Origin of the sequence: Algoriphagus sediminis (genome assembly GCF_030403435.1) — a bacterium.
Classification (GTDB): Bacteria; Bacteroidota; Bacteroidia; order Cytophagales; family Cyclobacteriaceae; genus Algoriphagus; species Algoriphagus sediminis.
On the sequence record NZ_JAUEPH010000010.1, the window covers coordinates 1 to 12,109 of the forward strand.

General features: G+C 40.4%; 12 protein-coding genes and 1 tRNA gene. 3 read left to right on the forward strand and 10 right to left on the reverse strand.

What is annotated here, in order from left to right; genetic code table 11:
* Positions 1-307: 307 nt before the first annotated feature.
* The 3 genes from QVH07_RS17185 to QVH07_RS17195 form a co-directional block, all read right to left on the reverse strand.
* Positions 308-2,149: a hypothetical protein gene (locus QVH07_RS17185; protein WP_290002894.1), complete on the reverse strand. Its 1,842-nt coding sequence runs from the start codon at positions 2,147-2,149 to the stop codon at positions 308-310.
* Positions 2,150-2,591: 442 nt separating this feature from the next.
* Positions 2,592-2,822 carry a hypothetical protein gene (locus tag QVH07_RS17190; protein WP_290002896.1) on the reverse strand — a complete coding sequence of 77 codons (231 nt, stop codon included), beginning with the start codon at positions 2,820-2,822 and terminating at the stop codon, positions 2,592-2,594.
* Between the two features lie 82 nt (positions 2,823-2,904).
* On the reverse strand, positions 2,905-3,159 hold the full coding sequence (locus QVH07_RS17195; protein ID WP_290002898.1) for a hypothetical protein: 255 nt from the start codon (positions 3,157-3,159) through the stop codon (positions 2,905-2,907).
* Positions 3,160-3,312: 153 nt separating this feature from the next.
* Between QVH07_RS17195 and QVH07_RS17200 the strand changes: the two genes are divergently transcribed.
* Entirely contained in the window at positions 3,313-3,651 is a 339-nt protein-coding gene (locus tag QVH07_RS17200) for a hypothetical protein (protein ID WP_290002902.1), read from the forward strand.
* Between the two features lie 194 nt (positions 3,652-3,845).
* Here the strand turns inward: QVH07_RS17200 and QVH07_RS17205 are convergent.
* Both QVH07_RS17205 and QVH07_RS17210 read right to left on the reverse strand, forming a co-directional pair.
* Positions 3,846-3,919, reverse strand: a tRNA-Asn gene (locus QVH07_RS17205).
* Between the two features lie 136 nt (positions 3,920-4,055).
* A complete protein-coding gene (locus QVH07_RS17210) occupies positions 4,056-4,487 on the reverse strand; it encodes a hypothetical protein (protein ID WP_290002904.1) in 432 nt (143 codons plus the stop codon).
* Between the two features lie 88 nt (positions 4,488-4,575).
* Between QVH07_RS17210 and QVH07_RS17215 the strand changes: the two genes are divergently transcribed.
* Both QVH07_RS17215 and ctlX read left to right on the forward strand, forming a co-directional pair.
* Positions 4,576-5,430: a hypothetical protein gene (locus QVH07_RS17215; protein WP_290002906.1), complete on the forward strand. Its 855-nt coding sequence runs from the start codon at positions 4,576-4,578 to the stop codon at positions 5,428-5,430.
* Positions 5,430-6,359 carry a citrulline utilization hydrolase CtlX gene (ctlX, locus tag QVH07_RS17220; protein WP_290002909.1) on the forward strand — a complete coding sequence of 310 codons (930 nt, stop codon included), beginning with the start codon at positions 5,430-5,432 and terminating at the stop codon, positions 6,357-6,359. Before QVH07_RS17215 ends, ctlX begins: the two co-directional genes overlap by 1 nt.
* 95 nt (positions 6,360-6,454) lie before the next feature.
* On the opposite strand, the gene QVH07_RS17225 is transcribed toward ctlX, so the two are convergent.
* From QVH07_RS17225 to QVH07_RS17245, 5 genes are read right to left on the reverse strand one after another with little or no spacing between them, the layout of a single operon-like run.
* Positions 6,455-7,954, reverse strand: a complete 1,500-nt coding sequence (locus tag QVH07_RS17225) for a glycoside hydrolase family 3 protein (RefSeq protein WP_290002912.1) — start codon at positions 7,952-7,954, stop codon at positions 6,455-6,457.
* Positions 7,951-9,234 (reverse strand): MFS transporter, encoded by a 1,284-nt coding sequence (locus QVH07_RS17230; RefSeq protein WP_290002915.1) that lies wholly within the window; start codon positions 9,232-9,234, stop codon positions 7,951-7,953. Before QVH07_RS17230 ends, QVH07_RS17225 begins: the two co-directional genes overlap by 4 nt.
* Positions 9,231-9,710 carry a GNAT family N-acetyltransferase gene (locus QVH07_RS17235; protein WP_290002919.1) on the reverse strand — a complete coding sequence of 160 codons (480 nt, stop codon included), beginning with the start codon at positions 9,708-9,710 and terminating at the stop codon, positions 9,231-9,233. Before QVH07_RS17235 ends, QVH07_RS17230 begins: the two co-directional genes overlap by 4 nt.
* 10 nt (positions 9,711-9,720) lie before the next feature.
* The gene (locus QVH07_RS17240; RefSeq protein ID WP_290002921.1) at positions 9,721-11,346 is read right to left on the reverse strand and encodes a glycoside hydrolase family 10-like protein; all 1,626 of its coding nucleotides are present in this window, start codon (positions 11,344-11,346) and stop codon (positions 9,721-9,723) included.
* 4 nt (positions 11,347-11,350) lie between these two features.
* Positions 11,351-12,034: an N-acetylmuramoyl-L-alanine amidase gene (locus QVH07_RS17245; RefSeq protein WP_290002923.1), complete on the reverse strand. Its 684-nt coding sequence runs from the start codon at positions 12,032-12,034 to the stop codon at positions 11,351-11,353.
* Between the last annotated feature and the right edge of the window lie 75 nt (positions 12,035-12,109).

Here is a 12,109-nt window from a genome sequence, read left to right on the forward strand (position 1 = left end):
AAGATTACCGAATCCAATAATGGAAAAAGAAAGACTGTTACTGTTTCAAATAATTCAAATGCTAAGATGAAGGCACTACTTTTTTTATGGGATTTGGTCAAGGAATCATAATTGCAATTCTTTCAATTTAAGTCAGGAGTTTCCGCAAAAGTAAAACTGTATTTGCCAAGTTTATGGGAGACATTCTCAAAGCTTACCCAAAAAATACGGATATAAAGAAATACTCTAAGAGGTGGCTCAAAAGTACACTTACTAGAAAGAATTTTGTAATCCCACCTCTGATAATTCTGAATTTTTAAGATTCATTTTATCTCTTTGTACATGCGTATGACACAGTGCCATTCGGATGATAGTGATTAACGGTTGTAGGAGGATAAGTTAATGGGTCTGTTGGCTGCACAGCATGTAGATTTAGAAAGAAATTTAAATGGTACCTCCCATCAATTTCTTGAACTTTCGGTACCCTTGTCCAGGGGCAACAAGGATTGTATCTTTCCCCATTTTCATAAAGTGACCACCACTTAGCAAACAAGGATCCATCCTCACGCATTTCAATTACATATTCATAATTAACGGGGGACCCGCCATTAGAAGCCACAACGTCCCATGTACCAACGGCAGCCTGACGGTAGAGTGCCAAAGAATCGACCTTCTCTGTAATATTTACTTGAAAGTTCATCGGGCTACCATAAAGATGATCGCCTTCCTGATCTTTCAATTCAGCTGTAAGGTTTACTACTGCGTTCTCCTGTTGAGGAAGGGTCCACAAAACGGTAGCAATCCCTTCCTCGTTGGTGTCAGAGAAAAGTGCGTTAAGTTCTCCATTCAATGGGGGCACACTCCAAGAAACTTTATATCCAGATTTTTCCCATTCTCCATAATTCGATTTTGCATTCATTTTGACTTGGACTGAAACTTTGTCGCCTGGTAGATATTCGCTCTCGAAACTATTGACATCAACTGCTTCTAGGATTGCAGGAATTGGATTACCTCTGTATTTCTGGAGATTCTCGTCCAGCTTGATCTGAGTTTTTTCAAACAAAGCAAAAGAATATGCCGAGGCTTCACTCACGTCATAGGCGAACTTTGCAGCCTTGTATATTTTGAATATCAGATTAGCGTTTGCAACAATTGCTTGAGATATTATTCTTTTATTCAAAAAAATCGAGGTGCACTTACCGTTATCTGTTATACTTTGTTTCAACACATTTACTGTAGCAGAAATAAAGTCAGTTAAGATTTTTTCGTTTGATGGATTATTTGACTCAAGAACGTAAGTCCTGAAAGTTTTAATTAGTTCTCCAGAAATTGTGGAAACACATCCTTTCAAACCTTCAGCAGGATTTACCCCAATTATGCCTGACATGATTGCCCCTAAAAATTTATTGACCGCCTTGTCCAAATTTCTCTCATAAACCTCTTCATCAGTTTGATCGATAGAAACATGGTAATAATCATCATTGATAAAGGGTCTTTCTATAGTTTCTTTACCAATCGGAGTCAAAGGACCGGGGTTAAGAATAAATTTTTTTGTGTAGTTATCATCTGTCAGGGATTTGAATTTCACACTTACGTAGCTACTAACTTCATTATATATGGCTAATCCTTGATCATTTTTAATAAAGTCTGAAAAAGCCTCATCACCGTTCAAAACCCTATCATTGGGATTATTATTTGAAAAATAGTTTTGAATGATGAAGTCATTTATTGCAAGTATTTGATCAGTAAATTCTGGACGTTCAGAATAGATTGGCTCCTTATTGCTGAGTATAATATTAACAGTTTCTAGTAATGCCATAAAGGAATCATCCCCTTTTACCCTATTTATAAAGTCAAGTCTCTCCTGTTCAGTTAAAGAATTGTATAGAGGAGCTAAATGAAGAAGACTCTCCGTAATAGTTTCAGGACCAAAATTGACGGTTTTGGTAGTTGGGTTATATTGTCCAACTGCATTGATTTCCCCTGATTCATTGTCAATTGCGTAAACGGTAGATGTGTAGTCTTCTGGGGCGTAAAGCTTCTCGTCAGGATCGTTCAAGGAAATTGAATCAACTAAAGTGTGGATTTCATAATTTGAAAAGTCTAGGGATTCATCAACGACAATTATTACCTCTTGAGAATTATTTGGTTGAGGCTTTTCATCTTGCACTAGATCATCATCTGGATCATTAGAAGCAGGTGCCATGTCTTCATCTTGACATCCGATTAAAAAAGCGAAGAGGAGAAAGATTGGGAGATACCGAAAAAGGGATTTCATAAAAGTGGGTAATAGAAATTGGACTATATTTAAAGTTGTAAAGTAAAAAATGAATCTTAAAACTAAAAAAGTGTATTATAAAATTTTAGGGATTGAGTAAATCAGAAGAATCAAAAAAAAAAGAAATACAAATATGGCCTCGGAGTACAAACTCCAATTAGTAACTTAAAAGTGGGTTTAAGCCTCTCTCATTCCCTGGATCATTAATTTCAACAAAAATAGAATGGGGGGTTGACAAAGATTAATTGCCAATTACCTATTAGGCGGCCAGCTTAACTTTACAATTTAGAACCGGGGTATTCCTCGGTTCTTTTTTTATTGAATCATAATGAACTCACAATACTCCTAATTCCTTGAGCTCCTTGATGGTCTTTCCTAATCCTGATTCATCACCTTCATCCAATTGCTTTATTCCTAGGATCAATAAATCACGTATCTCACGGCCCTTGCTTAGTCGTTCATGGGGTATGCTTTCACTAGTAATTACAATTCTCCTGATCTTGGCCTTAACTCGCTCAAGTTGGTTTTCCATATTCTTTCTTTGATCCAGTCTGCTGTAGAACATGATTGAATCTACAAGACTGCAAAATCAATCAAAATTCGACCGACTCAAACTGACCTGGCTTCTCTTATTTATTTAAAGGACTTTACAATTCTTTTGGCTTGTAGTACCCATTTTTTTTCATGATAAGGTAGATCATAAAATCTAATACTCTGAGTTCGGTTTTGGATAGCTCTTCAGCAGCACGCATGATCCAAAATATTTCCTGTTTGTTGTAACCCACTTCGCAGAGCTCTAAAATGCGACCTTTCAAATATTGATTTCTAGGCTTTTTTTCGTTCTTTAAAATCCATAGATGGTACATTTTTAACATTCTTCGGGCTTTTTCCTGCTTATCCATTCTCTGATTCTTTCATTTGGACTTATCTCCGATCGACTTGATTCTCCTTTCGAAACAAATCATTTAGCCAAAACCGTATACCATTCAATATGAAAATATTTTGTAGTTTAATCAAAACCAAAGGGCTGGCTTTAATCTAGCACAATAAAGATCATGTGTAGTCAAGGAGAGCGTTTTAAGTTTTGTAGCTGCCCGGGAAAGGGGGTAGTTCCTGAAAATATTTGGAAGTACCTGGAGAAGGTCTCAGGTTCGTTTGATAACGGTTTAGTGGGAGAACTTATAGCTCCCTACTTGATCAGAACAGAGAAGGGGACAATAATTGATGAGCTAGAATCCGACCTCAATTCTGAGGATGCCTTTGATTTTACGATAAATCCAAAAGACGGAGACTGCTTATGTGCGGAGTTCGAAGCAAATGGATTGGCCCATGTCTTTATTTTCAAGTACTCCAAACTGAATGGGTGGAAGACTTTCCATTTGGAGGAGAAGTGAACAAGTCAAGCTATTCAAAACTTTCTCCTCTGAGAGTATCTGCTACAAATACCCTGAGCAGTTATAAAAAAATCTCGCCCAAAGATTAATGGTTATAGCCTCAATTAGGCTATTAAGCCGCATTTTTTGTGCAAACCGTGTGCAAATAAAAAAGCCACTTACAACATGTATTATGTAAGTGGCTGATTTCTAAGCTCCTCCTCTTGGGCTCGAACCAAGGACCCTCTGATTAACAGTCAGATGCTCTAACCAACTGAGCTAAGGAGGAATATTATTCGACTTTCAGAGCTTTTTCTGAAAACGTGATGCAAATGTAGAAGCATGTTTGATTTAATCCAAACCTTACTCAGAAAAAACTTCCAATTCTTACAAGTAAATTTTCTTTCTTGTTCTATGTCAGGGGTTTATTTTTTCAGTTGATCTTTTAGACTGAATTTTCGAGTCATATTTTTAATGTTGTCCGCTTTCCGAAATCTCAATGCAGACCAGTTTTCATCCATTGCCACCTGCCGCACACCTTCATAGTTTTCCTTAGCTAAAATACCCCAGCCGGCATCTCTTGAAATAGTGGACTTGTACTTCTTCGAAGACTTTTTCGGATAACACATCCAGAAAATCTGATCTTCGTCTAAGCCACTTTTCATCTTCTTAAAAGTTGCTTCCAATTCCTTTTCATCTTTCACAAAGCCTAGTAAAAAATTGGCTGATTTTCCCTCCTCGGCCAAAAATCCTGACTTTTCAATCTCAGATTGCCAGCTTTGGAACTCCTCAGGAACATTCCAAAGCCGAATTTTCATTTCGGTTTTGAAGTTGATTTTTTTAAGTAAAGCGTCCATGGTCTTTTTTTGAATTTAATCAATCGCATGAAAGATTGAAAAATGCAAGATTGAATTTCTTTAAATTGCAGCTCCAAAATTCAAAGCTTTGAAATACCATTTCACCCTCCTTTTTCTGTTTCTTTTTTCACTCACTTTACAAGCTCAGGACAGCTTGTTTTCGGCGCCTGTGAAGGTAAGAGAAGTCCCAAATCCTAACTGGATAGAAATAAGTGGGATTACGGCAAGTAAGGATCATTCCGAGCGGCTTTACATTCATAATGACAGTGGGGGAGAGAATGCTGTCTTTATCATGTCGACAGAAGGAGAGGAGCTTGGGAAGGTTATTTTAGAGGGCATTGAAAACAGAGATTGGGAAGACATAGCTTTGGGCCCAGGCCCAAAGAATAAATCCTATGTCTACCTGGCTGAAATAGGGGATAATCTTGCGCAGCATGAGGAGATTTTTATATATAGATTTCCTGAGCCAAAGAAGGCGAAAGCTACCGTGAAAGCAGAGAAAGCCAGCTACATTTATCCTAATGGTCCCATGGATGCGGAGGCTATTTTCGTGGACCCGATTTCTGAGAGGCTTTATTTGATCTCCAAGCGCGATTCGGCTAATACACTTTTTGAGATGCCCATATCCGCATTCGAATCGGGGAAAACCGAAGAATTGAACCAACTGGGTAAGTTTGATTTTACAAGTACAGTAGCGGCGGATATTTCCCAGGATGGAAAGCAGATTTTGGTTAAGACTTATTTTGCCGTGTATCACTGGGACCGGGAGGAAGGGGATTCAGTGGAGGAGACTTTGGCTAGAAAGCCAAAGCAACTGATCTATACTCCAGAACCTCAAGGTGAGGCGGTAGCTTTTCAAAAGGATGGTAAGGGATATTTTACTTTAAGTGAAGAGCGCTTTGGAATTAAGCCAGTTTTATACCAATATAAAAAGCAGAATTGATGCAGACTTCTCCAAATATATTGATGGTTCGACCGGCACATTTTGGGTTTAATCCTGAAACAGCGGAGAATAATTTCTATCAAAAAACTGATCAGAGGCCTCAACAGGAAATAGAGGAGATCGCAAGGGAGGAATTTGACGCTTACGTAGCACTGCTTCGTGATCAGGGAGTGAATGTGGTAGTGGTGGAAGATACGGCTGAGCCGGTTAAAACTGATGCAGTATTCCCCAATAACTGGTTTAGCACCCATCCCGACGGAAAGGTTATTCTTTACCCCATGTATTCACCGAATAGAAGACTGGAAAGAAGAAAGGACTTGATCGAGTTGCTGATGGCGGCAAAATTTAAAGTGGAGGAGATAATTGATCTAAGCTTTTTTGAAGAAGATAATCAGTTTTTGGAGGGTACCGGAAGCATGGTGATGGACCATGATACCAAAACGATTTTTGCTTGCTATTCGGAAAGAACCCACCCGGTTCCACTGGATTACCTAGCCAAGTTAATTGGATATAAAGTGGTGGGATTCGATGCGGTGCAGGAGATAGATGGAGTCCAAAGCCCTATTTATCATACGAATGTAATGATGCATATTGGTTCAGATCTGGCGGTTGTATGCCTGGACAGTATACCAAAAGGCTCTGAGAAGCAGGCCGTTCAGAAAGCCTTACTTTCAGGTGGGAAGAAGATTGTGCCGATTACGGCAAAGCAGAAATTCCATTTTGCTGGGAATATGCTTGAAGTTAGCAATGATGGAGGGGAGAAATTTACGGTGATGTCTCAAAGCGCATTGGACTCCCTGAATGTGGGACAAATTCAATTGATCGAGAAATACACAACAATCATAAATCCAGCTATTCCAATGATAGAAAAACTCGGTGGAGGAAGTGCAAGGTGTATGATGGCTGAGATTTTTCTACCAAAAAGTTGAAGTAAAAGCTTTTATAGGATTAGATGATTGATAGTAGCGATGGAGTATCTCTGCGCTAATGGTGCGAACCATTCCCTCAAATTCTTCTTTACCTATCAAGTCAAAATTTGAATCACTCTTTGCTTCACTTCCTCAAAATTCTGATATCCACAAATGACCGCTTCATAGTCCTCAAGCGTTCCGAAATATTTTAGGGCTAATGGATTCCCAAAATGAAGTAGATAGCACCGTCTTTCCTTGGCTAGAGCCTTAATTTCTTTGAGTTTTTCAGCGTCTATTCCGAATTGATTTAAGGGTTTGTGACTTGGAACAAATACTGAAATAAGCAATGCTTCGGCTTGGTCTGAATCCACAAATTTAAAGTCTAAGGATTTTTTGAAATTGGAATTTTCTGTTCCGAAGAATTCTTTGTATCCGAGTTTGTCAGAATCTGAAAGCTTCTTGAGATTTGATTTATCCAGCTTTCCAGAGATTACCGACACATAGTCTTTGGCAAGCTCTTTTTGAAACTCAGAATGGGATTTCCAGTCGAATTCAGGAACTAAAACCGTTCGCTCATTCATTACACCTAGCTTTTCTTTTAGCTCCCAAACTTTCACGAAGGCGTTTTCAATTTCCTCATCCGATGCTTTACCTTCGATCATCTCAATTCCCTCTCGGACATGATCTGAAAAACAGAGAATATCATTCCCAGCTTGAAAAGCTTTTAACTCTAATTCCCCCGGCACGTCAAACATATTGGCCACTGCTTTCATATTCAGGGCATCTGAAATCACTATTCCGTCAAAACCCATTTTTCCCTTGAGCAATCCTGTGATAATTTCATGGCTAATGCTGGCTGGAATATTTTTTCCATTAGTTAAAGCCGGTACGGCCAGGTGCCCCACCATGATCATCTCTACTCCTCGATCTATTCCATATTGAAAGGGAACTAATTCCTCAGCTTCCAGCTCTTCCATGCTCTTGTCCAAAATGGGTAAACCCAAATGTGAATCTGTTGCAGTATCTCCATGGCCGGGAAAATGCTTTAAACAAGCTCCTATTCCTGCTTTAGTCAGTCCGGTATACATGGCAAAAGAAAGCTTTGAAACCCTTTTCACATCATCTCCAAAAGAACGATATCCAATCACCGGGTTATTGGGGTTGGTATTGACATCGGCGCAGGGAGCCAGATTGAGATGAATCCCACATTCTTCCATCTCCATGCCCATTCTGTAGCCAACTTCTTCCACCAGTTCCTCTTCATTTTCCTTTAGTGCTCCGAGAGTGATGGCAAAGGGGTATTGAGGGGTGCTTTCTACTCGCATAGCTAGTCCATACTCCCCATCGATGGAGATCAGTAAAGGTATTTTAGAAATGGATTGGTAGCGATTGATAAGCTCGATTAGCTTCTCCAAAGTCCCTGAAGTTTCCAGACTTTCTGCCCGTTTTTCGAAATTTGCAGCAGCAGAATGACGGCTATGAAAAAAGGTTAATCCACCAATTTCTTCTTCGGTGATCAAGCGTTCTATTTCCTGGTAGTTTTCTTCCGTATCGTGGATGAAGGCAGCAGGCGAAAAGCACTGAGCGACTATTTGCTTTTTGTTCAGGTTCATTCTTTGTCTTCAGTATTTTCTTTCTTGCCGAAATTCCTTGGATACTTTACTGATGCCGCCATAATCAGTGCTGGAACCATGGCTATACCCACCCAAATAAAGAATCCGGGATAGCCTAGCCACTCCTGAATGTATCCGGAGATCATTCCAGGAATCATCATGCCCATAGCCATAAATCCGGTTGCGAGGGCGTAGTGAGAAGTTTTGTAAATACCCTCGGCCAGATAAATCAAAAAAACCATGTAGGCAGCAAACCCGAAACCATAGCCGAGTTGCTCGATGATAACCACTATAGTGGGGAATACGAGGCCCTCGGGCTGTAAATAAGCAAGTGCGATGTAAAGTAGGTTGGGAAGGTTTAAGCTGAGTCCCATTGGGATCATCCATTTTCCCAATCCATCTCGGGAAATCACAATTCCTCCTAAAATTCCACCAAGAAGCAAGGCGATAACTCCTACCGTTCCATAAATCAATCCATAATCGGAGGTGCTAATCCCAAGCCCTCCTGTTTCAGGATCGCCAAGTAGAAATGGGGATGCCATCTTAACCAATTGCGATTCTCCAAGTCGGTAGAGTAAAACAAAGCCTAGGGAAAGTGCTATGTTTTTCTTGGTGAAAAATGTTCTAAACACATCACCAAAACTCTTCCTTTCATCTTCTTCATTTTTGGAATTTTCCTCTTCAACTTTTGGTGTGGTGATAAAGTTGATGATGGTCAGTAGCAGCATCAAACCTGCCACAATAATCATTGTGTAGGACCATGCCTGAGTATTGTCACCAAGACTGGTTTCTAAATAACCTGCCACGATGACAATTAGTCCCTGTCCGGTAATCATTCCAATACGATAAAATGTTCCCCTTAAACCCACGAAGAAGCTTTGTTGATCTGGCTTAAGAGCAATCAAATACATTCCATCGGAAGCGATATCATTGGTAGCCGAAGCAAATGCTCCCATCCAGAAAAAGGCAAGAGTCAGAAAGAAAAAATTACTAGCCGGTGTGGTGAGACCTACTCCCAGAAAAACAATGGATAGCACCAACTGCATAGATAAAAACCATTTTCTTTTGGTTCCAAAGAGATCCACGATCGGGCTCCAAATCGGTTTGATCACCCATGGCAAATACAGCAAACTAGTATAAAGCCCAATATCTGAATTGGAAATTCCGAGTTTGGTATACATCACCACCGAAACGGTAATAATGATGATATAAGGAATACCTTCGGTGAGGTAAAGGGATGGTACCCAGAGCCATGGTTTTTTAGCGCGGGTGAAACTCATTTTTTCCGGATTAGATTTTCGTAAATACTCTTTTCAGAGCCTTCAATCACACGAGCATTCACGACTTTTTTATAATATTCCTCAGGTCCAACACCTCCGATGATTGCATAGCCATAACCCATTTCTTTCATTGAGTTCAATGCTTTAATTAAGAGTATTTTTCCTATGCCCTTTCCTCGTTCTTCTTCTTTTGTACCTGTCGGGCCAAAGAAATTTCTGGCAGTGGATTCATAGCAGGCAAAGCCGAGAATATTGTTTTCTCTTTGTGCCAGCCAACAGGAGACCGGCTGTCTGCTAAAAGCTACATCTGCCTCGGAAGCCCAATACTCCCCAAAAGTTTCCTTCACCCATTCCACCACAAGGCTTTTCTCGGGAGAAATGGCCCTGCGGAATATGATTCCTTCTTTTTTGCCGAGCTGTCTCTCTTCTTGTTCGAAGGAGGGAAGGTCCAGGAGGCGTACGAGCATATCTTTCATGAGCTTAACTTTAGGGTACGAGGAAAACTTGAGAGGATGCTATTTGACCAAAATGATCGATCCAGCGGATGGCCAGATATCTTTGACCTGTGTTGGATACTTCCAAAGCTCTGGGGCGACCGGTTCCTACCCAAATCCTATGCTGTTCTGCAATTTCGAGTTCTTCAAGGCTTGAAGCCCATTGCACAACAGCCAATCTTATGGCGGGATCCAAAGGCTTCTCCAAATTTATTCTGGTCCATTCTTTTTCGTTTGAAACCGAGCTAATCGCCGGAGCTTCAATTATTGTATTGTTTGTCCTTTTAAAATCTGGTGCAAGGGTAGGTTCGTCGTAAAGCTCAGATTTGAGCAAATTGGCTACATCCTTATTCTTTGCAAATAGGGACTTTGCGGAGAAAAAGGCATTTCCATGGATATTGGGTAAGGTTCTGGTGTAAGAAATCTGGGTATTGATTTCTCGTGGGTTATCCCAGGATTTATCAGCGTTTTCCCGAATCTTATAAGGTCCATTGCCTATGTAGATTTTCGTGTTGTAGCTATTATTTGACCACCAGTCATTCAGCTTTCTATAGGAAGCAAGTTCATAATCCATGCTCCAATAAACCTGAGGGATCAAATAATCTATCCAACCTTCTTTCATCCAAGTGATTGGGTCAGCATAGAGATCATCATAGTTGGTTTGACCTGCACGGGTAGGAGAACCCATGGGGTCTTTGTCCTGATTTCTCCAAACTCCGAAAGGTGAGATTCCAAACTGTACCCAAGGTTTGATTTCCTCGATTGAAGAGTGAACCATTCGGACCAGATCATTCACGTTTTCCCTGCGCCAGTCCTCTATACCTTGACCTGGTTTCTTATATTTCTCGAAGCTTCTTTTATCTGGAAAAGCGGTGTTTGGAATCTTGTATGGGTAGAAATAATCATCGAAGTGAATGGCATCTACATCGTAGTTGCTCACCACTTCCCGGATGACATTCGTCAAATGGGCTTTGACCTCAGGAATGCCGGGATCGTAATAGTATTTGGGACCGTACTTCAGCATCCATTCCGGATGCTTATTGAAGTCGTGATCAGGGCTTAAAACTTCAGTCTTTAAATCAAAAGTTGCTCGATAGGGATTTAGCCAGGCATGAAACTCCATTCCTCTTTGGTGCGTCTGCCAGATCATCCAGCTCAGTGGGTCCTCATTGGTGTCTGGTTTCTTCCCTTCTTTACCGGTGAGATATTTTGACCATGGAGCAAGATTACTTGGGTAAAAGGCATCTCCGGCAGTCCTGATTTGAACGATTGCCGCATTGAAATTCAGGCTCTGGTAATAATCCAGAAGCTTTATAAAGTCCTCTTTCTGCTTTTCATAGGGATCATTTGGTGAAGTAGGCCAATCAATGTTTACCACCGTAGCAATCCAAACTCCACGAAACTCCCTAGGTAGCTCCGCTAACTCAAAGTCCAACGGCTGAAGCTCCAAAGGAATGTCTGATAAATTTTTTCCTGGTAGATCTGCCTTAGGCCTTTCAGGATTTTTCTTTATTTCTGTTCCTGAACTGTTTTCAGGGATTGCTTTCTGGCTTTTACATGCAGCAACCAATGCCAAAAGAAAGAGAAAAAGTAAGGGGGTTGAAAAGTTAAATTTCATAGGGTTACTCCTTTGGCAAGGGTTTCAATTCCAGATCAGAAAGATTTTTTCTCAACTTATTCATGAATTTATCCCCTGGGTCTGTCTTGACGGTTCTATAATCAGGATCTGCCTCCTTCCATAAATCCGTCTCCTGAAAAAGAGTGTACTCATGGTGACCTATCACATACTCGATCTGATATTTTCTTTTCAGATAGCGAATCAATTCTTCGTTTGCTTTGAGCTGGGCTTTGGTAAGTGGCCAATCAGAACTACCGATATTTTCTATTCCGATAGCTGTGTAATTCAATCCGATTACATGTCTGGCGAAGTAAGTATCGGGCAAAAGTCGAAAGATCGTTCCATCCCGGTCTATTAAGAATTGGCTGGACACATTTAGGTTACTCGCACTAGTCAAATCCTCTCTTCCACCCAAAGTAGGTGAATCGAAAACGTCAAAGGTCACCTCAATATTATCAATGGCAGTCCAGTGAACCACCACCATTTTTGGATCAATAACCGCATTTTCTTGCTCCAAGCCATGTCTGTCCTTCAGATATTGCAGAGAGAGGGCTTCTCGCTCTTCGTTCCATGTGATAGGTTTGTCAATAATGGTGAAAGTTGGCTTTGGGCTGCAGCCCAAAACTAAAACCAATAAGGAAATAAGGCTGAAACAAAGGCAAAGTGTATTCTTCAAAAATATCTTCATAGTGATCTTTAATATTGCCGGGAAGATGAAATTATCAAAGCTAAACTACCCAGAATTTTAAAAGAAAGAAGCATG

What these genes read in the sequence shown, in the direction of transcription:
- QVH07_RS17225 (WP_290002912.1), bottom strand. Translation starts at nt 7,954, where the DNA reads ATGAACCTGAACAAAAAGCAAATAGTCGCTCAGTGCTTTTCGCCTGCT.
- QVH07_RS17195 (WP_290002898.1), bottom strand. Translation starts at nt 3,159, where the DNA reads ATGGATAAGCAGGAAAAAGCCCGAAGAATGTTAAAAATGTACCATCTA.
- QVH07_RS17190 (WP_290002896.1), bottom strand. Translation starts at nt 2,822, where the DNA reads ATGTTCTACAGCAGACTGGATCAAAGAAAGAATATGGAAAACCAACTT.
- QVH07_RS17210 (WP_290002904.1), bottom strand. Translation starts at nt 4,487, where the DNA reads ATGGACGCTTTACTTAAAAAAATCAACTTCAAAACCGAAATGAAAATT.
- QVH07_RS17200 (WP_290002902.1), top strand. Translation starts at nt 3,313, where the DNA reads ATGTGTAGTCAAGGAGAGCGTTTTAAGTTTTGTAGCTGCCCGGGAAAG.
- QVH07_RS17240 (WP_290002921.1), bottom strand. Translation starts at nt 11,346, where the DNA reads ATGAAATTTAACTTTTCAACCCCCTTACTTTTTCTCTTTCTTTTGGCA.
- QVH07_RS17245 (WP_290002923.1), bottom strand. Translation starts at nt 12,034, where the DNA reads ATGAAGATATTTTTGAAGAATACACTTTGCCTTTGTTTCAGCCTTATT.
- ctlX (WP_290002909.1), top strand. Translation starts at nt 5,430, where the DNA reads ATGCAGACTTCTCCAAATATATTGATGGTTCGACCGGCACATTTTGGG.
- QVH07_RS17235 (WP_290002919.1), bottom strand. Translation starts at nt 9,710, where the DNA reads ATGAAAGATATGCTCGTACGCCTCCTGGACCTTCCCTCCTTCGAACAA.
- QVH07_RS17230 (WP_290002915.1), bottom strand. Translation starts at nt 9,234, where the DNA reads ATGAGTTTCACCCGCGCTAAAAAACCATGGCTCTGGGTACCATCCCTT.